The organism is Roseateles sp. So40a (assembly GCF_048081605.1).
In the GTDB taxonomy this organism is placed as follows: domain Bacteria; phylum Pseudomonadota; class Gammaproteobacteria; order Burkholderiales; family Burkholderiaceae_C; genus Roseateles.
The window spans coordinates 3,959,178-3,980,446 of the sequence record NZ_CP182288.1; the positions used below are offsets into that span (position 1 = coordinate 3,959,178).

16 protein-coding genes are annotated in these 21,269 nt (G+C 62.8%); 7 read left to right on the forward strand and 9 right to left on the reverse strand.

Translation table 11 applies throughout. The features are described 5' to 3' along the window. Positions 1 to 9: 9 nt before the first annotated feature. Together ACNI65_RS18030 and ACNI65_RS18035 are read right to left on the reverse strand one after the other, a co-directional pair. Entirely contained in the window at positions 10 to 1,542 is a 1,533-nt protein-coding gene (locus ACNI65_RS18030) for a DUF4331 domain-containing protein (RefSeq protein ID WP_416758421.1), read from the reverse strand. Between the two features lie 272 nt (positions 1,543 to 1,814). Beyond that, a complete protein-coding gene (locus tag ACNI65_RS18035; protein WP_416758422.1) occupies positions 1,815 to 2,531 on the reverse strand; it encodes a Crp/Fnr family transcriptional regulator in 717 nt (238 codons plus the stop codon). 352 nt (positions 2,532 to 2,883) lie between these two features. Here ACNI65_RS18035 and ACNI65_RS18040 point away from each other — a divergent pair, with 352 nt between their 5' ends. Genes ACNI65_RS18040 through ACNI65_RS18060 form a run of 5 tightly spaced genes read left to right on the forward strand, consistent with a single transcriptional unit; the run spans position 2,884 to position 5,148 of the window. Then, complete coding sequence (locus tag ACNI65_RS18040; RefSeq protein WP_416758423.1) at positions 2,884 to 3,579, forward strand: hypothetical protein; 696 nt, start codon at positions 2,884 to 2,886, stop codon at positions 3,577 to 3,579. A gap of 42 nt (positions 3,580 to 3,621) precedes the next feature. Then, positions 3,622 to 3,843, forward strand: a complete 222-nt coding sequence (locus ACNI65_RS18045; protein ID WP_416758424.1) for a hypothetical protein — start codon at positions 3,622 to 3,624, stop codon at positions 3,841 to 3,843. Between the two features lie 12 nt (positions 3,844 to 3,855). Further along, positions 3,856 to 4,539 carry a universal stress protein gene (locus ACNI65_RS18050; protein WP_416758426.1) on the forward strand — a complete coding sequence of 228 codons (684 nt, stop codon included), beginning with the start codon at positions 3,856 to 3,858 and terminating at the stop codon, positions 4,537 to 4,539. After that, entirely contained in the window at positions 4,532 to 4,891 is a 360-nt protein-coding gene (locus tag ACNI65_RS18055) for a hypothetical protein (RefSeq protein WP_416758427.1), read from the forward strand. The genes ACNI65_RS18050 and ACNI65_RS18055 overlap by 8 nt, the downstream gene beginning before the upstream one ends. After that, the gene (locus ACNI65_RS18060; protein ID WP_416758428.1) at positions 4,888 to 5,148 is read left to right on the forward strand and encodes a hypothetical protein; all 261 of its coding nucleotides are present in this window, start codon (positions 4,888 to 4,890) and stop codon (positions 5,146 to 5,148) included. Before ACNI65_RS18055 ends, ACNI65_RS18060 begins: the two co-directional genes overlap by 4 nt. Positions 5,149 to 5,171: 23 nt before the next feature. Here the strand turns inward: ACNI65_RS18060 and ACNI65_RS18065 are convergent, their stop codons facing one another. Further along, positions 5,172 to 7,790 (reverse strand): chemotaxis protein CheB, encoded by a 2,619-nt coding sequence (locus ACNI65_RS18065; RefSeq protein ID WP_416758429.1) that lies wholly within the window; start codon positions 7,788 to 7,790, stop codon positions 5,172 to 5,174. A gap of 684 nt (positions 7,791 to 8,474) precedes the next feature. After that, complete coding sequence (locus ACNI65_RS18070; RefSeq protein ID WP_416758430.1) at positions 8,475 to 8,831, reverse strand: hypothetical protein; 357 nt, start codon at positions 8,829 to 8,831, stop codon at positions 8,475 to 8,477. Between the two features lie 318 nt (positions 8,832 to 9,149). Between ACNI65_RS18070 and ACNI65_RS18075 the strand changes: the two genes are divergently transcribed. Both ACNI65_RS18075 and ACNI65_RS18080 read left to right on the forward strand, forming a co-directional pair. After that, complete coding sequence (locus tag ACNI65_RS18075; RefSeq protein ID WP_416758431.1) at positions 9,150 to 9,452, forward strand: helix-turn-helix domain-containing protein; 303 nt, start codon at positions 9,150 to 9,152, stop codon at positions 9,450 to 9,452. After that, a complete protein-coding gene (locus tag ACNI65_RS18080) occupies positions 9,449 to 10,771 on the forward strand; it encodes a type II toxin-antitoxin system HipA family toxin (RefSeq protein WP_416758432.1) in 1,323 nt (440 codons plus the stop codon). The genes ACNI65_RS18075 and ACNI65_RS18080 overlap by 4 nt, the downstream gene beginning before the upstream one ends. A gap of 1,017 nt (positions 10,772 to 11,788) precedes the next feature. On the opposite strand, the gene ACNI65_RS18085 is transcribed toward ACNI65_RS18080, so the two are convergent. The 5 genes from ACNI65_RS18085 to ACNI65_RS18105 all read right to left on the reverse strand — a co-directional run bounded on the left by ACNI65_RS18085 (position 11,789) and on the right by ACNI65_RS18105 (position 21,265). Continuing rightward, positions 11,789 to 12,526 (reverse strand): HNH endonuclease, encoded by a 738-nt coding sequence (locus ACNI65_RS18085; protein WP_416758433.1) that lies wholly within the window; start codon positions 12,524 to 12,526, stop codon positions 11,789 to 11,791. Beyond that, entirely contained in the window at positions 12,523 to 14,286 is a 1,764-nt protein-coding gene (locus ACNI65_RS18090; RefSeq protein ID WP_416758434.1) for a GmrSD restriction endonuclease domain-containing protein, read from the reverse strand. Before ACNI65_RS18090 ends, ACNI65_RS18085 begins: the two co-directional genes overlap by 4 nt. Then, entirely contained in the window at positions 14,283 to 15,752 is a 1,470-nt protein-coding gene (locus tag ACNI65_RS18095; RefSeq protein WP_416758436.1) for a hypothetical protein, read from the reverse strand. Before ACNI65_RS18095 ends, ACNI65_RS18090 begins: the two co-directional genes overlap by 4 nt. Beyond that, complete coding sequence (locus ACNI65_RS18100; protein WP_416758438.1) at positions 15,749 to 19,213, reverse strand: AAA domain-containing protein; 3,465 nt, start codon at positions 19,211 to 19,213, stop codon at positions 15,749 to 15,751. Before ACNI65_RS18100 ends, ACNI65_RS18095 begins: the two co-directional genes overlap by 4 nt. A gap of 63 nt (positions 19,214 to 19,276) precedes the next feature. Then, positions 19,277 to 21,265 (reverse strand): hypothetical protein, encoded by a 1,989-nt coding sequence (locus ACNI65_RS18105; RefSeq protein WP_416758439.1) that lies wholly within the window; start codon positions 21,263 to 21,265, stop codon positions 19,277 to 19,279. Positions 21,266 to 21,269: the final 4 nt, after the last annotated feature.

Genomic DNA, 21,269 nt, shown 5'->3' on the forward strand with positions numbered 1-21,269 from the left:
GCTCCCGGTTCATTGCGAGGTCCCGCCGGTCGGCGTGAACAGATAGGGGAAGCCGGGCAGCAGCGGCACCACGGCCTGGTCGACCGCGTCGTGCAGCTTCAGCGACGTGGCGCCCAGCGGCACGGCGGACGGCTTGCAGGCGGCGCCGAAGCCCAGCGCGTCGGTGTTGCCGTTGGCCATGCACAGCCCGCCCATCACGGCCACCAGCGAGATGTCGACGACGTCATCCTTGGGCCGGCGGCCGTTGGGGAATCCGGCGTTGTCGTTGCCGCTGGCCAGGATGTTGCCCACCACGCCCAGGCGGTTCTGCTGCGCGAAGGGCACCGCGGCGATGCTGGTGTTGAGCCGCAACTCCTCCGACGCCACGACGTTGGCCGGCTGGTTCAGGCCCTTGATGCCGGTGAGGAAGGTCGTCACCAGGTCATTGCGCGGCAGGTTGGTCGGCGCGGAGCCGGGGATGTTCAGCACCGTGGCCAGCAGCGCGGGCAGGGTCGGGTTGGTCACGTAGTTGGCGAACTGCGTGTCGTCCTTGGGCTTGGAGGCGTTGAAGCGGTCCTTGTCGGGCAGGCCGATGACGACCTCGTTGACCAGCGGCATGCCCAGCCGCGAGACCTGCACCCAGGCGCCGCCGGCCTTGTCGCCGGACTGGTGGCCGGCCTTGGGCGACGGATCGAGGATGCGGGCCTGACGCATGCTGGCCGTGGTCCAGCCGCCGATCACCGGTTCGGAGCCCGCGACCAGGCAGCTCTTGTGCACTTCCAGCGCGAGCGTGGTGACGTTCTTGCCGTCCAGCGTGTTGGGCGCGGCGTTGATCTGGGCCGGGTCGGTGATGACGCCGACGGGCGCGTTCACGAGGTCGAAGATCGTGCCGAGGTTGACCGCGAAGGGGTCCTTGCGCTGGCCGACGAAGACCTTGGCCGGCTGGGCGCAGCCGGGGATGTTCACGGCGTAGATGTGCTTGGCGGCGTAGGACGCGTAGTCGGCGATGGTCTTCTTGCCGATGTTGTCGACCGGCTTGTCGAAGGTGGCGCCGCCGCCGGCGGCATTCGTGATGGAGCCCCGCGTGCCCGAGCGCCGGTCGCCGCGGACGATGTCGACGGTGTAGGACTCGTTGAGGTTGAGCGAGGCGGCCTTGGGATCGGAGACGGTGCCCGACTGGATCAGCGGGATGGGGACGCTCTTGTCGCCGATGGTGAGCGCGGTGGCCTTGAGGGTGTTCTTGAACCGGAACTGGAAGGTGATGTCTTCCTTGGCGTCCCCGTTGTTGTCGACGTGGATCTCGTAGAGGGCGTTGGGGTCCAGCGAGAAGTAGTTGGGCCCGCCATAGGGATCCTGCAGCGGCAGGTAGTTGGCGATGAGCGTGACGTAGTCCGTGCGACCGGTCTCGTAGCTCATGAACATGTAGAAGTCGGTGGCGTCCGCCTTGGGGACGGTTGTGATGAAGGGCGCCTCGCGATGACTGGACGCGAAGGCCATGGTGGCGCAGAGCGCAGCGCTCGCAAGCAACCCGGCGCGCAACGGCGCCGATCGGGACGGGGTCATGGGCAGCTCCTCGTGTGGGAGGGAACGTGTGGTGGATTCAGGAGGGACGAAGCCCGCCTGAGCCGTTCTACGCAGCTGCTGGCCGATTGGATGCAGGCCCTCGTCCTGGCGGTCGGGCAGACCTGGCGCGGTAGAGGGATGTGTCAACGCCTCCAGAGACGGTTCACGCCCTGTGAAGCCACGCCAACGGTCGGTGGATGCCGATCTGCCCAAGGCCGCGCGCGGTTGAATCGCCCGGCATTGCCGTCGACGATCCGCGAAATCGCTTGCAGCTAGCCGAGCGTCTGTTTGAGCAGGCGCTCGTACTCGCTCTTGACCACGGCGTAGCACTCGCAGGTGCGCCGCTCCAGGCCGGGACGATCCAGAACTCTGATATGGCCGCGGCGGTAGCTGATCAACCCCGCATCCTGTAGGTCGCCGGCCGCTTGCGTGACGCCTTCTCGCCGAACCCCGAGCATGTTGGCGATGAGATCTTGCGTCATGACGAGGTCGCACCCGTCGAGCCGATCCAGGCTGAGCAGGAGCCAGCGGCAAAGCTGCTGATCCAAGGAGTGATGCCGGTTGCACACCGCTGTCTGAGACATCTGCGTCAGCAGGGCTTGTGTGTAACGCAGCAGCAGATGCATCACAGGGCCCGCCCGGTTGAACTCCACGAGCATCAGATCGGATCGCAGGCGCAGAAGCTCCCCGGCACTTTGCACGACGCCCCGACTGGGCGTGGTTTGTCCGCCCATGAAGAGCGACACCCCCACCACGCCTTCGAAGCCCACCACCGAGATCTCGGCCGAACCGCCGTCCTCGAGGACATAGAGCAGGGACACGATGCAAGTCGTGGGGAAGTAGACGTGCGACAGATGTGCTCCGGACTCGTAGATCACTTGACCCAAAGAAGCCTGCACCGCTTCCAGGTCAGGCAGCCATCGCGACAGCTCCTCGTCCGGGAGCGCGGCAAGGAGCAGGTTCTGACGCGCGAGTTCCATGGACACCATGTGAGTCGCCTTTGGGTGTTGACCAGGGATCTGGGTAGCCCCAGGCAAAGCCGATCGATGCGGAAAGGAGGTGGCAATCGGGATCGGACCGCTGCGTGCGATGCCGCACCGACGCCGTGTGGGGAATGGCGCAGCCTGTGCTCGTCACGGGCATGAATGCTTCCCGCCCTCCGAGGGTGAAATTGTGCGCCCGCTGCCTCAGACTCATGAAGGACTCGATATGACGAAGCGTCAACACGGCAACAAGGAACTGAAGAAGCCCAGGCAGGAAAGGCCTCCCGAGGCCGATCGTCCCCCGTCGCCGACGATACCGGTTGCTCCCGCGGCGCGCCCGCGGGTGGGGAGGCGATAGATGGTGGATGTCGCCGCGCGTCTGAGCAGCCTGAGTCTCCTGAGGCGATGCGCGGTCACGGGCAGCGACGGAAACATCGGGGCCGTGCAACAGGCTCTCATCGATCCTTTCGATTGGCGCATCAGCTTCCTTGTCGTGGAAACCGGGGCTTGGCTATTTGGCCGCTGGGTGCTGATCCTGCCGTCATTGCTGCTCCAGCCCATCCAACGCAGAAGCATGCACATGGATGTCAATCAGCGCACGGTCAGGACCAGTCCCACCTTGCATCCGCTGCAGGGCGTCTCCGCGCAGCAGACCCGCGCCACGTTGCTCCACTACGGGCAACCGGCCCCGAGCTCGAGAAACCTGCCGCTGGTGTCCGATGAGGAACTGTGCCGATGTGAGTTGGTCTCGGAGGGCAGAGGCATGGGCAGCGTTGTCGATCTCATCTACGACGATGTCGCATGGAGGCTCCGTTACCTCCTCGTCGATACGTCCGGATGGTGGCAAGGTGGGCCACGTGTGCTGATCAGCCCCCATTGGCTCACGGAGGTGGATCTCGCAGCCAAGAAGATCCACCTGACCGTCCAACGCGAGGCGGTGCGGGCCAGCCCGCGATTTCAAGATATCGGCACGATCGATCGCGATTACGAGACGGCGCTGCACCGTGGATATGGGCAGAGACCCTACTGGATGGGTCCCGCACATGCCGGTTGATCGCTCGTTGTTGGTTGGCAGTCTTCGCATGAGGAGCAGAACATGAACCCCTACCTGGTTTTCTCAGCGGCGCCTTTGGCAGTGCTGGGCGCGGTACTCGTGGCCACAGGCTGGTTCGGCTGGGGAGTCGCGTTCTGGGTACTCGCGATGGTATTGAGTCAAGTGTCATTCGTGGCCGATGTCTGGGCAGAGTACCGGCAGCAAGGCCCGAACGACGTGTCCCTCTATGCCGCGCTCGTCACCTGCCTGCGGCGAAGCGCGTGACCGGGGACCGCCATGACCCACGTGCATCAGGACCCAGGCTTCGCCTCCCAGATCACCTTCGGCGAGCGAGCGGAAGACACGTTCACGAGCGAGGGCGGGCGACCGCGCTCCCACGCCAATGAAGCGGATCGACCGGGAAGGCTCGCCGTGACCGATGACTCGGCGCTCGCGCTGAACATGAAGGAATTCGACATGCATGAATCTATCCTCGTCCCCATCGACGGAAGCCAGGCGGCTGACGCGGGGCTCGCGTTCGCGATGGACCTGGCCACGGCGTTGAAATCTCGCCTGGTTCTCCTGCACGTGGTGGATGTGGAGCCGCTTTTCCTGCAGTCCGCGGGCGACTTCAAGGAACATCGCGACAGTCTTCGCGAGTATGGCAACGAGCTGCTCGCGAAAGCCGCCGTGGCCGCGCAGGATCGTGGGCTCGCGGTGTCGTATGCCCTGCACGAGACCGTTGAGTCGAACGCTGCTTCGATCATCGTGGCGGAGGCGATCAGCCGCGGTTGCTGCCTGATCGTTCTCGGGACCCATGGCCGTCGCCAGCTCAGCAAGCTGCTGCTCGGGCGAGATGCCGAGCTGGTGCTGCGAGACAGCGCAGTTCCCGTGCTGTTTGTCCGCGCAAAGCGTTCCCTGGATGCCGCGCCTCAGCTGCACGGATCGTCGTCGCGCCCGATGAGAGACGCCCATGCTTGATCTCGAGACAGCACCCTTGTCCCGGATGCCGCTGGCACTTGAGTCCGCGACCAAGGAACATGCTCGCCTTTCGCAGGAGGAACGTCGCGCCTGGCTGGCGTTCGTCTGGATTCGTGAAGACGATCAGGCCTTCGCGCCGAACTGGAGGAAATGGTTGCGCGCGAACGAGCGACTGTGCGCCGGCGCTGCACGCCTGTGGGAGCTCCGCATCGAGCTGCTCATGGGCGGCAGGACTGGCGCCTCCGACGCGCTCCGCGATGTCCGACCGGAAGCCGTCGCGAGCGCGGCCCTGACCCCACCTTCGCGCGAGGCGGACGAGGTATCGCTCGATCCGAACCCGAGGCCATCATGAAGCCAGCCGCGTTCTTCGACCTTTCTTCCGGCACCGTTCGCTTCTGGGTGAACATCGGTGAGCAATTCGTGGGTGCCTCAGTGCGAAGGGAGACCCTGCATTACCGCTACAGCCCGCACAGCACCACGGACGATCCGCTCGACACCTATCAGACGCATGCGGAAGAGCTTGCACAGGCGGTGCGCAGCAGGATTGCAGGCGGCTCACGTGAGCCCGTCATGCTGCGAGACACAGACCTGATTCCAGCCCAGGGATGACTCCAGGCGGCGGCGGTTTGGCGTCAACGATGCTTGGTCGTGACGTCGTCGATTGACATGAGGATGAGTGTGCGGTCTGGCCAGGCGACGCGGGCCGCGTTGACCTTGACCGTGCGCGGCCCGATGTGGGGGAACACCGCGCTGACCTCGTAGTCGCGCACCTTCGTGTGTCGAGGAACCAAGGTCTCCAGCAACTCTCTCAGGGCGGGGATGTCCCATTGCCCGTTGCCCAGCTCGTACAGCTTTCCGTCAATCGTCTCTCGCGGATTGGTCTCATAGCACGCGTAGAAGGCCTGGTTGGCCCGCGTGACGCGCAGATCGGGCGTCAGCACCAGCAGCGGCTGGGGCATGGTCTCGATGATCGCGTTGGCAAAGTCGCGGCTTTGCGATACCTCGTCGTGCAGGACCTTGAGCTCCCGGTTTCGGACACGCAACTCGTCGTTGGTCGTGGCGAGCTCCTCGTTCAGCGACTGAAGCTCTTCCTTGGCAGTCTCCAGTTCCTCGTTGGTGCCCTGCAGCTCCATGTTGCTCGACTGTGTCTCCTCCTCCAGCGCCCTGAGGTCTTCCATGGCGCGATCATGTTCCTCGAGCATCATGCGAGTCTGCTCGCGCGTCGCGCGCAACTCGTCGGTCAGGCGCCGAATCTCACTGCGATCCGCGTCGTTGCGTCGAGCGGACCCGCTCCCCAGGCGCGCAATCACTGCGGCTCTGACTGTTTGAGCGATTCCCCGCTGAAGGACAGCGCCGAGCTCCGGCGCGGCTTCCGCGGAGAGAAGAAAGAAGATCAGGAACCAGCGCGGCTCCTGCCCGCTGGGATAGAGCGGAACGACCTCGACGTCAACGTCACGCAGTTGGCCAGGCCCCGTTTCCACCCGCAGTCCGGTCCGTCGCACCGGAACGGATTCGGCGCGGGCAGTACGCAAGGCTTCGTTGACCGCGCCAAAGACGCCGGGACGCGCCAGACGCCGGAGCTGCAGCGTGGGAACGCCGGGGGGGAGTGTCAGGAACGCGCTGGTGTCGCCGCGGAACTCGAGCACGTTGAGGTCGTCGTCACACAGCACGCACGGCGGCGTGAACCGTGCGATCGAGACGCGGTCGATCTCGCGCCGAAGTCCATCGCGATCCGGGGTGGAAGAACTTTCTGCCAGGCGCGGGCTGGGCGGCGCCTTGGTCGACGTCTGCACGGGCCTGGTGATCGCAGCGAGGATGCGATGCGGCACCGAACGCTTCAGGAACAACTTGGAACGCTTTCCGTCCAGCGCGATGAAGAGCTCGGAATAGACACCCACGCTCTCCGAGAGGCCGAGCATCAACAGGCCGTCGCTCTGAAGCGCGAAGTGGAAGGCCGGCATGACGCGCTTCTGGAGTATGGGATCGAGATAGATCAGCAGATTGCGACAGCTGATCAGGTCGATACGCGAGAACGGAGGGTCGTACGCGACGTTCTGCCGCGCGAAGGTGCAACAGTCGCGCAGCCTGTTCGAGACCCGATAGTGATCGCCATCCTGAATGAAGAAACGAGCCAATCGCTCAGGGCTCACGTTGCGGGCGATGTTCTCGATGTAGCGGCCGCTACGTGCCACCGCCAGCGCCTCTTCGCTGATATCGGTGCCAAAGATCTGGACCTCTCGACCCGGCGAGTGTTCGGCCAGGTACTCCAGCACGCAGATCGCGATCGTGTAGACCTCTTCGCCGGTGGCGCAGCCGGGAACCCAGATGCGCAGCGGGCGTGCGGGTTCCACGTGCTGCAACAACCGTGGCAATGCGGTGTCTGCCAGCGCCGAGAAGGCATCGGGGTCGCGGAAGAACTCCGTGTAGCGGATCAGCAGATCACGGCATAACGCATGCGCCTCACCCGGGTCGGACTCCAGCAGCGGCAGGTAGGTCTTCAAGTCGCTCAGTCCGTGCAGGGCCAAGCGTCGCGCCAGACGCCGCTCAACCGTCCCTCGCTTGTAATGGGTGAAATCGATATGGCATACGGTGCTCAGTCGGCGTATGACCCGGTCCATGTGAGCGCCGTCGCGCGAGCCCGCGGTTTCGTCCGTGATGAGCGCCTGGGCATCGAGGAACGGATTGCGCGCCAAGCGCGCCAGTGCAGTGGCAATCTGCGCGGGAGGCAGTGTGAGGTCGACGCCGCCCAATTCCACCGCAGCGCGGGGCATGCTCGTGAACCGAGCTGAGTCGTCATCCTGCGCAAAGCCGATGCCACCGCAAGCTTTGATCTTCTGCATGCCGATTGCGCCATCGGTGCCGCTGCCCGACAGGATGACGCCAATGGCTTTGCAGCCCTGGTCCTTGGCCAAGGATTCGAGCATGTCATCGATCGGCATGGGCGGGCCAAGGCCCTTGCCACGCGGCTGGAGCACGAGGCGACACCCCGCCACCGACATGGTGGTGTCAGGCGGGATGACGTAGACATGGTTCTCTTCGATCAGTTGCCCGTCCCTCGCCTCGGACACGGAGAGTGGCGTGCGATTGGCAAGAATGTCCGCCAGCAGGCTGGGATGAGCGCGGTCGAGGTGCTGCACCACGAGCACCGCCATCCCCGCGTCCTGGGGCAAATGGGCGAGCAATTCGCTCAGAGCATCCAGGCCGCCAGCCGACGCGCCGATGCCCACGATGGGGAAGACCTGCTGGGTCACATCGGCGCTTTCGTGAGGGGAAGGCCCTGACCCATGACAGTCGGGGGCGTGGCGGTGAGTCACGAAACAGGATCGCGACCCATTGATCAGCCGGCAGTGATGCTACGCCAATTACGAGCGCATGTCGGTCATGCGGGGCAGCACTCACCAATCCTCGAGTCTCGGCTGAGTCCAGGCGACTGGAGCGAGACCATGCGCGACACCAACGATGCAAGCGGTTGATGCGAGAGGAGAAATGTTGGTAGGCCGTGCTGGACTTGAACCAGCGACCAAAGGATTATGAGTGCGAGTCCTAGGTCTCGACGGTGACTTCTGCCTCGCCGTAGCTAGCAAAATCAAGCACTTACGAGCAGTCGCTGGCAAGCACTTGCACCCGCTAGCAGCTCAGCTGTCCCAAAATTGTCCCAGCCACTGCCAGCGCCTGCATGGTAACGCGTCTAGGTTCTGAGTAAGCCAGACATAGGAGCCGGGGCCAGCGTTCGCGGGGGGTTGATGGCTCACGCCATTACCAGGCGGACGTCATCCGCGACCGGTCAAACACGTCTCACCAAGAAAACGGACCTTTAACGCGCAGGGCCCAGAAATGCACCGTGACGGTGCAAATTATGGAGCCTCATTATAATTTTTTATAGAAGTTTGCGGGCGTTCCGGAGCCACATCCCGCCCCGGCGAGCGGAGGTCCGACTAGGAAGTTTTCGGCCGTGACCCGCTCAGGTCCCAGCCCTCGCGACGAGCCAGCTCCGCCAAGACCCATCCAGCCTCGTCCGAGCTCAGTTCCCAGCGATGCTGCTCATGCGTGATGCCTCTACGCAGCCGCTCACACAGCTGCACTTTCGTCCACGTGGGGTTCTGCGCGGCGAACTGGAGCACAGTCTTCTGCAACTGCTCCACCAAGTCGACACAGCCCCTATGGCGCACTGCCAGCTCTTCTGGCGTGGGACCCACGATGTAGCGGCCATCGATGAAGCGCGCGAGGAACTTGGGGGCCGCGCCGGGCAACGTGGCGGCTTGAGTGCCGCGGGGGAAGTCAGCTGGAACCATGGCTCATTCTCTTGAGCTGGCTCGTCGCCCGCAAGACTCGCCACGCATGTGACGGCAGCAACGCGTACCACTTCGGCGCGCTGAGCCCCTAGCGGCCACAGAAAATGCTGTATTTGCTATCAATCAGATTGGGAAAGAACGTATTTACAGGTTGTAATTACTGAGTCGGCATTGGTGTCACATAGCAAATACAGCAAGAAACAGCTCCAGCGACATCAGCAGAAGATGCCTTATTTGCTATAGTCTGGGACGCGAGAGGCCTATCCAACCCCATTGGAGAGGGCTTCGCGCCAACCGCGGCGATAGCACATACAGCATATGGACAGCCTTTATTCCCTCGGCCGAGCGGTAGCGCAGCTCAGGCAAGAGCGCGGCATGACGCAGAAGCAGCTCGCTGCCCTCAGCGGCCTGGGCCAGTCGACCCTCGCGCGCTTTGAGACAGGCGGCGTCGCAGAGTTCGGCTCGCGCAAGCTGCTCCGCCTGCTGGAAGTCCTGGGTTACGAGCTGTCGGTAACCCCCAAGAGCAGCAGCTTCACGCTGGACGATGCCCTGGCGGAACGGCAGCGTCAGGCCCAGGAATCGAGTGAGGCCGGCACTCCGCGGTGGAGCACGAGCCGATGAAGCTCAACGTCTACGTCCACAACCAAGCTGTCGCCACGCTGGAGTCGACGGATGGCTTTAGGCATGTGATGACGTACCACCCTGACGTCCCGCCCGAGCAGTTCGTCTCGCTGCTCATGCCCGTGCGCACGGAGTCCTATGCCTACCCGGAGCTGCATCCGCTGTTCCGGATGAACCTACCCGAGGGCTTCCTGCTCTCCATCCTCCAAGAGCAGCTTGGCCCGCATGTCGGCGCATCGCCCCTGAGCCTACTCTCCGTCGTCGGGCGCAACGCCATCGGGCGGGTCAAGGTGGCCACACCGGGCGCAGACCCCACGCAGCCGCCAGTGCCCTTCGACCTGAACGGCATCCTGAGGGGAGACAACTCGGAAGAGGCCTTTGTTGACCTGGTGCGCCGGCACGCAGCGTCTGGTGTGTCCGGCGTCGTTCCGAAGTTCCTCTCGCCAAACACATTTGGCGAGCACACCAAGGGCACCCTCGCCACCGAGCGCTACATCATCAAAGGCACAACAGCGCGGCTGCCCGGCGTCGCCCTCAACGAGCATCTGTGCATGGAGGTGTCGCGCCAGGCGGGCTTCCCGACGGCGACGACCGAGGTCTCCGACGACGGACAAGCGCTCGTGGTGCACCGCTTCGACTTTGAAGCCGACGGTACGACACGCAAGGGCATGGAAGACCTGTGCAGCCTGCTCACGCTGCGGCCGGAGCAGAAATACGAATCAACCTGGGAGCGCGTTGTCGGCCGCATCAAGGACGTCACGCCTCAGGCCGAGCAGCAGAACGCAGCGCTCTCGCACCTCGCGGACCTGCTGCTATTGACCTATGCGCTCCGCAACGCCGATTGCCACACGAAGAACATCGCCCTGCTCTACAGCTCCCGTGAGCACATCGAGCTGGCTCCCATCTATGACATGCTTACCATCACGGTCTACGACGACTACGCGAAGAATCCACCGGGCATGCCCGTCGACGGGCGCAGCACATGGATGCCGGGCAAGGCCCTGGAGCGGTTTCTGCAGGCTAGGTGCAATGTGATGCCAGCGCAAACGCTCGAGCGAGTCGAACGCATCTGCGAGGCCATCGTGAAGGTCACCCCTCAAGTGGTCGCGGCCACAGAGCAGTACCCGGCGTTCTATGAGACAGGCAAGCGCATGCTGCATGCCTGGAACGACGGGATGAACAGCCTGCGTCTTCAGAAGACCTGGAGCTTGCCGTCGCTGGATGAGCCCATCGCCGCGGCCAAGTTCTCTGACCCAGAGCCCATCAAGCCCGCGAAGGTCGAGAAGATTGGCCGCTCGCCTCTCCTGGGGCAGCGCTAGACGCATCCTGTGGCTGTCACGTCCGCCCGGCGCTCACTCCTGGGTCTATTCCCTCGTTTTAGCCGCCTCTCACCAAGCCTTTCGGATGCGCCTCTTCCACGAACTCTCAGCAGGCCGCGCCGTGCTGAACAGCGTATAAAACGCGCCACTAGACCCTGTGTATCGAGGAGGGGGCTGGACACACCGCGCACGATACGCAGCAAAGCGCAGGCGGGACGTATGGCGCACAGCACCGTGGTATGCAGGGGTGCACGAGGACGCGTGGAACTGCGTCGAAGCCTGCAATCGTCGAATCAGACCACGATATCGGCGGGCCCAGATTTCATCGGCACCAGTCCCTTAGCCGTCTGGCTAAGGGGTGGTATTGCCCAGAAGACAAAACGTTCCTCATAGGAAGGACGTTTAGAAAAAACTCCTCCATGGAAAAACTTCTAAGAGTTCATCCTAGGAAGGACGTTAGCCAAGGTCCTCCTTCGGAGGACGAAGCTCTCCCGAAGGCAACACCTGCCATGGCCTTCGGCCAAACGCTCGTCCAGCGCGGCCCTGCGACGATAGGGCCATCAAACAGCACCTGGTGTTCTGTCTAGGAAGCTGCCACCGGAAGCTCTGGCAAGAGGCTACTGTCCCGCCCTTCCGTCGCCGCGGGGTCAAGGCCAGCGACCCATCAGGTGCCGGCACGCAAGACACGGACCTCTGGCGCAGTTCGGCTTCCCAAGCCGCGCTAAGTAGCTTTGCCGCTCGGCGCGCCAGGACCTTCATCGTCGTTCACGACTGAACACCCCTCGTCCGTCATCCTTCGCACAAGCTCAGGGGGCGCATGGTGGCCCGCAGCGTTCGACTGCTCGGCGAGTTCTTTGGCGCGGCGGATGAGCGCCAACTGCTCTACCGACGGGACGAACTTCTTCTCAGACATGACCCGAAGAATAATCCGCGTTCCATACAAGACACAAGACTACCTGCTGGATGCCTCGCATCGTCAACGTCGCTCATCGCAGCTAGCGAGCGTCCTCCAGCACACTACGTCGGCGACGAGCCACGAAACTCGTTCGCTCGATGGAATGCCAGGTAGGGGGCATGTGCGGGCTTGGTCGAGCCGATTTTCCAATCCGCAGAAACTCCCAAAACGGTCCGAGCCGGTGCGGGCAGCGCGCTCGAAATGAGCACAGCACCCGAGTCAGAGAAGGATATCCACCCACCATCAAAAAGCGCGTCCACATGCGGGGCCAAGAGCAATCCGTTGAAAACGTCGAGCCGCTCTTCATCTGTCCCGCATAAGTTCCAAGGCTTGATATGAGAAGCTCGCAAGAGGCTGGGCATCGACAGGCCAGTCACGCAACACCTTCCCTGCCAATAGTCGAGAAGCGCCCCCCGAAAAAGGTCTTGCCCCACGCGCTGCACGACTATGCGCTCCACCTCGGTTGAACGAGGCAGCATCTTGGTGGCTTGCTGGAACGCTTCAGCTACACGATTCGGCATGGTCCTGGCGACCGCGGAAGCGCGCTGCAGCGCCGTGTAGAGCTCCTCGAAGCCGAGAACTTCCTGCGCGCTATCGGCGCCGAGTGCATCCAACATCATTCGACTCGACGCCGAAAGGTGGAAGGCATCGTCTTCCGCCGCTCGCTGCCGAATCCAAAGGGCTTCAGGAAATGCTGCAGACCGCAACTCAAGAGAGCCATCGTCGACCATGCGCGGAGTCAAATCAAAGCCGCAGTCCGACGCCGCCTTCTCTAGCCGCAAGCGCACTAGCGGCGTCACTCGGAGCTCCCAAGCAGCTTCTGATAGCCAGCGCGCACGACGCCAGCTATGAGCGGGCGCCGAGCCGCAATGAACTCGGCATAAGACATGTCCCACCACGCGTCAGGAAGCGCATGCCAGGCACACATCTGCGCTAGGTCCGCGGCACCGAAGCGACTTGCATACGTCGGCCAGTAGGTCTTTGGCGGGTCATATGAAATCGCGATGTTGTCATCCCACTCCACCAGCGCGTAGTTAGCGATTTGATTGATATCCCGCACGCTATCAATGCCCAGCCCCTTCAAGTGCTGCTTGGGAAAGAGATGGTGCCGCTCTAGCGCCTTTTTCTGGCCGAGCGCAGGAGGGTCCAACAAGTCGACAACGGGACTCTGAGAGAACAAGGCGCGGGCACCGAGCAATGCCTGTGCAGCATAGAAGCCAAAAAGCGCGGGGCTTCGGCCCGCCGAGGTCGCCAAGTCCAGGGGCAAAGTTTTGGTCCAGTAGTCGTCAGTCAGCGTCGCGGCTTCCACCGTTGCAAGCCGCGCAAGGAACTGCTCGGCGGACTTCAGCTCCCGCAGTTCGGCCAAGTCTTGCTCCATGCGCGATTCAGGCGACGAGGTGAACCGCCCGGTCAGCAGGGACATGAAGAGCCAGCGCGCGATGGCGTTGCGCAGCTTGAACCCTTCGACGTCGTACTCGGTGCGGCCCAGCAGGTACAGCTGGTAGGCAAACACCAAGGCGTTGACCGAGCTGATTGTCTTGGCACTGCGGTAGCCGGCGGTGCGCACGACGTTCAGGAAGTCGGCCCAATAGGTCAGGTTCAGCACACGCCCCTGGGCGTCGCGCAGCTTTTCGAACTGGCTGTTGCGCTGCTCAAGGCTGACCTGGCCGCTGGCCAGGTCCTTGCCGCGTAGCAGCGAGTAGACGTGTTCCAGTCGCGCCCGGCGGAAGGCCACACCTACGTCGACGCGCAGCAGATGGTCGGGGTCGGGCTGGAATATCTGGTTGAACGGACTGGCCTTTCCAGCAGGCGCCGGCTGGCGTGCAGCGCGGCAAAAGTTCTCCAGCTCGGTACGCCCGTCGTCCCAGAACACCGACATCAGCGTCAGGATGAAGTCCGACTGGTTAAGCTTTTTACCCTCGCTGTTGATGCGCACGAAGACATCGGCCACCTGCTCCTCGGTGCATTGTTGGGACAGTTCCAGTGCGATGAACGGGAAGTTCGTCAGGCCCGCCAGCCGACCGATGGCGTCAGCCACCTTTTCTTCCTCGGCGTCAGAGACTTCGCGCGATGCGGTCAGGCGCTTCAGGTAGTCACCGATGGTCTTGTGGGTCGGCCGGTTGAACACCTCAGAGATATCGAGGATGTACTCCGGGTCACGCTCGGTCGTCGCGTCCGGCACCGCGAAAGTGCCACTTTGCGGTCGGAAGGCGATGCGGATGTGCTCGCGCTCAAAGTTCTCTCGCAGCACGGCCTCGCGCCGGATGACGGCGTAAAGGGAGGTCAGGCGCTGTTGCCCGTCCACGATGAGCAGCGATGGCGCCTTCTGCTTTTTCGCATCGCCGATGACCTTGGTCTCCACGCCCTCGGCGCCGGTCTGCCAGAACAGGAAGTAGCCGACAGGGTAGCCGCGGTACATTGAGTCGAACAGGTCACGGACCTTGGCATTGGCCCAGACGAAGGGGCGTTGGATGTCTGGTAGGCCGATACGGCCGAGCCCGATGTCGTTGATGAGGGCGCCCAGGGGATAGTGGACTTCCTTGAATAGGGTTTCACTCACTCTGCTCTCCTCCCTGCGCCAACCTGTCGCGCCCCCGCCCCTCCGGTTGCGCCGCGATACCCTTCCTCAAGGAGCACCATCCCAGCTTGGTAGCGCTTCTCGACCTGGGATGCCTTGCGGAACACCTCACCATACTCGTCACGGGGCCTGTCTTTCGGGTCGCCGCGGAACGACAACCAGTTGAAGCTCGTGGTGACTGCAAACTCGTCATCCGAGACCAAGAGCTTGCGGTGGGTGTTTCCAACGTAGACGAGATGGAAGTTCTTGTACTTGCTTTGGAGGCCGCGGAGGTCCTTCTCAGCCCGCTCAGTGATGGGAATCTTCGACTGCCCGGGCACACCTTTCCCTGCGCCTTCTCCCTCATCCAGCCCGTACCCGATGTGCACGGTGACGTTCGCGCGCAGCAGTGCTTCAAGGGACGCGATGAACTCCCAGTTCACTACCTGATGTCGAATCCATGGGGAGATGATGAGCAGCCGTTTACGCGACTTCAGAAGCGCGCGGCGCAAAAGGGCCGGATGCTCGTGGCATAGCACGGACTGAACCGTCAGCGGGTCATCGCCTTCGACGGCAGAACTGGGCTTCTGCGCGTTCGCCTCAGCCGAGGGCGCAGACGATAAAGGAGCTTGAGCGCGGTTCTCGATAGGCCGCTCAGGCCGCTCAGGCTGCGCAGTGCCAGCCGCCAGCGCTCCCTCCATTGTCAGCAAGTTGGCGCCTACGAGCTCGGGCCCACCAAGGGCGCGGAAGCGATTCTCGTGCTCAAGCGCCGGACCATCCTCTCGCCAGAAGGCGACGTCGACTTCGTTGCGATTCGCCTGGCTACGATAGAAGGCCATCACGCAGCCAAGGAAGTGGAGTTCACGGCGCTCGACCCGACGAATGGCCAGGAGTTCGCGCTTCTCTTCGAGGCCCGCCCGCTGAATCTGCAGAAACCGGTCGAATTCCTGTAGTGAGATGTCCTCAACCTCCGGCCGCTTTGCTTGGCCGACGGGCACCTCGACGAAGCCCATCTCCTTCAGCTCCCGCGGCTTGAAGAGTTGCTCCGGTGATATGAACAGGAGCTGCTTGGTCAAAGCGTCGAAACACACTCGAAGCGTACGCTCCTGGGGCCGTGTGGTGGACAGCTCAATGAGGGTAGTCTTCCCCTTCGCCGTCAGCGTCACCTTAGCCGCCGACTCACCGACGGCACGCGAATAGTTCACCTGCTCGGTCGTCGTAAGCCCAGCAAGCACCGGGTTCAGAACGTTTGCAGACAAGCCCAAGAAGCTCACCAGCTGTTCAGGTGCCGACAGGCCTGCCTGTACGGCACGAAGAACGCCTTCGTCAATCGGACCCAAGGGCTTCTGCTCAAGCGTTAAAACACGGAGTGTCAGCACATACACCGGTAGGCCCGCCTCGCGGAACGCGGCCAGTTCGTACCCAGGCCGTGCCGTTGACGCCTGTTCGAGAATTTGTTCGAGGCTCATTGCGCCAGCTCCTCAAGGGCACAGGTATCGGGATGCCGTCTGATGTAGTCAATAACCTCCTTCAGCGGGTTGACGGCTCCTGCGACGGTTTGGCAGTAGTAGTGGTCACCCACGATGGCCAACAGTTCCTTGCCACGCGAAAGGGCCACGTTGATGCGCTCCAACTCGCGCAGGAAACCCAGCCCTTGGACCTCGGACCGAGTGACGGAGAACAGCACCATGTCGGCCTCTCTGCCTTGGAACGCATCGACGACGTTCACGTAGATGTCCGAGTAGCTGGTCCAGGCGTGCCGTTTGGTCTGGATGGCCATCTGGAGCTTTGCCCGTTGTTCGCCGTAGCCTGTGAGCAGAGCGACACTGATTTGGCGCCCCTTGGCCTTGCCTTTCTGGAGGGTGAAGTCCACTCGCCCGAGCAAGGTCACGATGAACTCGACTTCAAGGTCGTTCACGTAGGACGTGCCAATCTTCCGGGATGCCTTGTTAGCGCGCTTACTCGTCGAATACCACGTCACCGGTTTCGGGAGAGCACCAATGAGCTGTGCGTCCACCTTCCTTTCGACGCTCTTCAAGGCGGAGCCGTAGAAGCACTCCGAGACGAGGTCGCCAATTGCCGGCAGCATGCGGTGCTGGGTTGTCAGTGTCTTGTGCAGCTCGGGCGGCAGCGTCTCCCTCAGATGATTGAACAAGGTGGCCTTCTGGTCTTCAGGGCGAAGCCCGAAGCGTTCCAGAAGCCCTCTCTCCCTGAGCTCCGGGTCCTGGAAAGGCGACAGCTGACGGCTGTCACCGACAAGCACCGTCCTCCGGGAACGGGACATCGGTACTAGAGCCTCGGTTGGCGTCGCAATCGAGGCCTCGTCCACGATGCACAAGTCGTAGACGATTTCGTTCCTGCCCGGAACGCTCATCACGCCCAAGCATGTCCCAGCCACCACCTGTGAGGAGGCGATGACGGCCGCCTGGAACTCGCGGCTGCGCCCGAAACGCGCCTCCCAGTCAGCGTGGGCCACCATCAGGGCCTTCAACTGGGCGCCTGAGCTCGTGCTGTCGGAGTAGGCCTCGGCCCATCCTCGCAGGTCAGCAGCCGAGCATTCGGCGAACTCCTTGAGCTCATCCTTGCTCTCCACATGGTTGGAAAGCTCTTTGAGGGACTCTCGGAGAGCCTTCTCAAGGTCATCGCGCTCACGCACCAGGCCCTGGGATTTGTCATCGAGCTCGGCGCGCGCTTCGGTGTCGAGCTTTCTTCGATGCTCGTCACTCATCTGCGGCTCAAGTAGACGCAGTTCGATGTCGACTGCTTCCAGGCGAGTCTTCAGCGTTGCATGCCCTTCGAGCGCCATGGCTCGTCGAATGTCCCTGGGTTTTAGCCCCCGCTCGACCGCCCACTGCTCGATGAAAGCCCGCCCGGAGGCCAGTGCCTTTTTGCGAAGCTCAGGCAGCTTCGCGTCGAGCAAAAGCTTGCGCGTGCTGTCCGCAATGCGGTCATCCCCTTCCTGGCCGATTCGCACGGCGCTCACGGTGCCACTGGACTGTTTGACGATGCGCTCAAGGGAGTTGTCCAGCGCCACATGGGTCTGTGACGTCAGCAGCACCCGCGCGCTTGGCTGAGCCCGAAGAGTTTGAAGCACGAGCTCTGTGATGAACGTCGTCTTGCCTGTTCCTGGCGGTCCCTCTACCAGCATGAGTGGAGGACCTGCCAATGCAGCCAGAACGGCATCCTTCTTATCCTCGTCAATGTCCTTTTGGAAGAACTCGACCTCAACTAGAGGCGGCACCTCCACTTGCTCGGGGTTGACGATGTAGCGTCCCAGGTCCGGGTTGACCGAGCGACCAAATCGCACGGCTTCCACAGCCGTCTTCTGCTTGTCGAGCGCAACGTCGCTCTTGGTCGTGTCGGTCTCCACCCAACCTTGGGTCGGAATCAGTTCAGGGTGGGTCCGATTTCGCTCGCTCGGGCGAACAAGCAGAACGCCGCTGTCAAACGACACAACGGTTCCCTTGAACTCCCCGGCAACACCCGTGTCAATCGAGATGTCCTGCTCTGCCAGCGCCGGTCCGCCAAGCGCGCCCTGGCGAAGCTTCAGCCGCAGAAACTCACCCTTTGCGTCCAGCCCTTCGTACTCGAGCCGAACCTTTCGCATTTTCTCGAGCTCAGTCTTCGCGCTGAGCAGGTCGAGCCAGGTCTTGTAGAGCGCCTGCTCTCGCAGCTCCAACTTCCGGAGCTTCTGGTCGCCTGCGAACATCGCAAGGTGCTCGAGGAACGCATCGGTGTTGGCGGCGGACTGGCTACCTGTGGCACCCGAAAGTCCGAATCGCACCATGGGGTCGCAGCAGAAAAGGCGCTGCTTCTCAATCTCCGACGGGGGCAACTCCACAGCATCGACGACGGACAGCCGTTGTCCGCTTTGGTCGCGGACAGCGGTGTACCTGTACTTATTGCCAATCAGCCGAAAGCTTCTGCCCTCTCGGTTTGGCTGTGCAGGAAGCTCTTCACATCGAACCTCCTCAAGGTCGCGCTCGACGAACTTCTCGGCCTGAGGGCCGCGCAAAGCCATGTCGTGCTCAACAATGCCCTTGACTCGCTGGGTTACCGCCAGAAGGACGACTGGCTTGGCCTCGGCGGCAGCGGCGGGAGCCGCGCGCTCCAGCTCAGCCATCAGAACGATGGCGTTAGTCGGCCGAGCCGCCGGCACGTCAAGACTCAGGCACCGTCGCAGGACCTTACGAATGCCTTCGTCGATGACGAGCCGCTCGAGGCCGTTGAGCAGGTCGGCGTGGCTGTTGAGCTGCTCACCAGACAGCAGCACCGTAGACAGTGCCGCGTAGGCAAACACGTCGCGGCTGTAGCTGTAGCTGCCATCGTCTGGCTCCGGAGGCGCGTAGGGCGCCGAGGCGAACTGCGCTAGGGTGACCCCTGGGGTCAGGAAGTTGCGAATCTTCGAGGTGCCGAAGTCACACAGCTTGACCTGCCCTTCCTCGGTGACCAGCACGTTGGTAGGCTTGATGTCGCGGTGCACCGTCGAACGCGAGTGGGCAAAAACCAGAGCATCCAGCACACCCTTGCCGACCGTGGCGTAGTAGTCCGCCCAACCTTCGAAGCGGCGCTTCTCAGCGAACGCCCGGAGGTCGTTCTCAACCCACTCCATCACGATGTAGTGCGCCGCATTCTCCTCGTCCCTGCCGGAGGCGAGGATTCGCACGATGTTGGGGTGCCTCAATTCCGACAGGGCCAGCACCTCCCGTCGGAAGGATTCTTCAATGACCTCGTCCGTTCCGTCTCCCGTGCGAAAAACCTTCAGCGCCACGGGCTGTTCGCTTTCCATGTCGATGGCTCGGTAGACCGATGCCAATCCGCCGCTGCGAGGATTGCCACGTGTGATGTACCTAGAGTCGGCGAACGTGAGGCGCTTCGCTTCCTTGCGCTCCGCGATGCTTTGCATCGTCAACTTCTTGTCTTCTCCCATTCAGCAGTTCTCCCTACCTATGCAAGATGCTCTGCAGCCGATAGACCGGCCGCAGAATCGTCGTCAACCCAAATCAAACCCCGTCAGCTCAGGCGCGAGCTGACGCTTGAACAGCAGCGCCTCGTCCGCACCCGGCGCCAGCTCCAAGACGACGTGCGGCGCCCCGCCAAGTTCTGCCGGCGGCGCCGAGGTCGTCGTGACAACGAACTGGAAAGGCGCCGCGCCATCCTTGCCAAGTTGCTCGGCAGCCTCGGCCGCGGCGAGGAAGAACTCCCGGTACAAGAGTTCGCTCATGTCGGCCTCTCTCGGGCAGTCGTGAACCAGGAAGCCTGGGTGCTGGCTGGCGCCGGACGTGGCTGAATCGAGCAAGCACACGATGTCGCCGAGTAGCACCTCCAGCACCTGGTAAGCCTCACCTCCACGTGCCACTTCGAAGGGGCGGACCTCATGCCCTGGGACGAATCGCGCATATCCCGCGGCACCGAGGAGCCTGGTCGACACGGTGGCTGTCAGGGCCTTGAGTGCGTCCACTCTCGACGACTGCTGAGACCGTCGGCTGACCTCGGCCGCTCGAAGGGAGTCCAGCGCTAATTCGAACCCCTGAAGTTGCTTCCGCGCTTCAACGAGCTCGGTCGTGTCGCCGCCCTGGGTCCTTTGGGTGTGCTTCAGCTGAAGCTCTTCCCAGGATTGCTTCAAGAACGTCCGCGCGCTCTCGCTGGTGGCGATGCGAACCCGCAGCCTGTGAAGTTCGGTCTTCTTCTTGGAGATGAGCTGCTGTTGGTCTGCGACCGCCTTCTCGGCCCTGTCGAATACATCCAAGCTGGCTCGATGGCGTGCGGCAAACAAGGAGGCGTCGGCCTGGGCCTGCCTGCCATCTTGGAACCAGGTCATATTGACGGCGCTCTTGTTCTTCTGGACGTACTCGCACGCACTGAACTCGACATTCCCGGGGTCGCATCGCCCCTCCAGGCCAGCTAGCCGGTCTCGGACCTTGCTCAGCCGCTCGAAGTCGTCGCGCTTGGCGTCGACAAGGGCCTTGGCGATTTCCGTGTCAAGCTTTGCCAGGTCGCGGGCTTTGGTCAGCTCGTGCAGACGCACCTGTTCTTCCGCCTGCGCATCCTCCGCCTGAGCCACCTCGCGCTCCCATCGCTTCTCGTCTTGCTCGGCGGCCTGCAGGGCTGCTTGAACACGAGATTCCACTGATTCCCCGACCGTGGTCGCGAAGACGGGTTCGTCTTCTTCTGCCCGTACTCGCAGACGCAGCTGGCGGTCTGCGTGGGCCAATGCGAACGCCGGCGCTCGTTCGAGCTCTGGGATGCGCTCCTTGGCCTGTTCGACCTGCTTCTGCTTGGCCTCGATTTCACGCAGCAGCTGGTCCAACTGTTGGTCCACGAGACCGAGCACCGAGCCGACCAGCAGCGGTGGGTCGCGCCGTGAGCGCTTGAAGCCCAAACCTTCGCCTTCGCGCCAGTGGTAGAAACCGTCGAAGCGAGTTCTCTGCTCCCGGATGCACCAGGCGAGCAGATGGCGCCACTCGAGCGGTTGATTCGTCCCTGGTAAGGAGCGGGCCGCCAGCCGGCCTATCGAGAACTGCTCTAGCACGCGTCCGTAACCATCGAAGTCATTCGGTGCCGTGCCATCGAGCAACTGGTCCAGCGCGTCGCTTTGGGCGGCCAGGGAGTGGCTGTACAAGCCGTACGGTCGGAAGACCAGCCAGACGGTGCCATCCACATGGACCTTCGCCGCCACTCCGCCCTTGGGAAAACTGCCCGCCGCCTTGCCCCGCAGCGTGGCGATGGCCGGCGCATCGTCACCCAGCACGTACCTCAGCAACAGGCACAGCGAAGTTTTGCCCACGCCGTGGCCTGCGCTCGCCAACCCCGAGGTGTCGTTCGAGGCGGACTCCTTGGCCCAGACGATGTTCAGCCCGGTGTGAAAGTTGATGGTGCGCGTCAGCACCAACGGCTCACGGGATTCGACCAACCACATCGTTTCAACCCAAAGCCTGGGCTGCGAGCGGACCGGTTTGCTTGCCTTGAGCCAGATTGACATGACG

Excerpts from the sequence above, each read along its gene's own strand:
- ACNI65_RS18030 (WP_416758421.1), bottom strand. The coding sequence starts at position 1,542 with ATGACCCCGTCCCGATCGGCGCCGTTGCGCGCCGGGTTGCTTGCGAGC.
- ACNI65_RS18095 (WP_416758436.1), bottom strand. The coding sequence starts at position 15,752 with ATGAGCCTCGAACAAATTCTCGAACAGGCGTCAACGGCACGGCCTGGG.
- ACNI65_RS18070 (WP_416758430.1), bottom strand. The coding sequence starts at position 8,831 with ATGGTTCCAGCTGACTTCCCCCGCGGCACTCAAGCCGCCACGTTGCCC.
- ACNI65_RS18055 (WP_416758427.1), top strand. The coding sequence starts at position 4,532 with ATGCTTGATCTCGAGACAGCACCCTTGTCCCGGATGCCGCTGGCACTT.
- ACNI65_RS18035 (WP_416758422.1), bottom strand. The coding sequence starts at position 2,531 with ATGGTGTCCATGGAACTCGCGCGTCAGAACCTGCTCCTTGCCGCGCTC.
- ACNI65_RS18050 (WP_416758426.1), top strand. The coding sequence starts at position 3,856 with ATGACCCACGTGCATCAGGACCCAGGCTTCGCCTCCCAGATCACCTTC.
- ACNI65_RS18075 (WP_416758431.1), top strand. The coding sequence starts at position 9,150 with ATGGACAGCCTTTATTCCCTCGGCCGAGCGGTAGCGCAGCTCAGGCAA.
- ACNI65_RS18105 (WP_416758439.1), bottom strand. The coding sequence starts at position 21,265 with ATGTCAATCTGGCTCAAGGCAAGCAAACCGGTCCGCTCGCAGCCCAGG.
- ACNI65_RS18040 (WP_416758423.1), top strand. The coding sequence starts at position 2,884 with ATGGTGGATGTCGCCGCGCGTCTGAGCAGCCTGAGTCTCCTGAGGCGA.
- ACNI65_RS18100 (WP_416758438.1), bottom strand. The coding sequence starts at position 19,213 with ATGGGAGAAGACAAGAAGTTGACGATGCAAAGCATCGCGGAGCGCAAG.
- ACNI65_RS18080 (WP_416758432.1), top strand. The coding sequence starts at position 9,449 with ATGAAGCTCAACGTCTACGTCCACAACCAAGCTGTCGCCACGCTGGAG.
- ACNI65_RS18045 (WP_416758424.1), top strand. The coding sequence starts at position 3,622 with ATGAACCCCTACCTGGTTTTCTCAGCGGCGCCTTTGGCAGTGCTGGGC.
- ACNI65_RS18060 (WP_416758428.1), top strand. The coding sequence starts at position 4,888 with ATGAAGCCAGCCGCGTTCTTCGACCTTTCTTCCGGCACCGTTCGCTTC.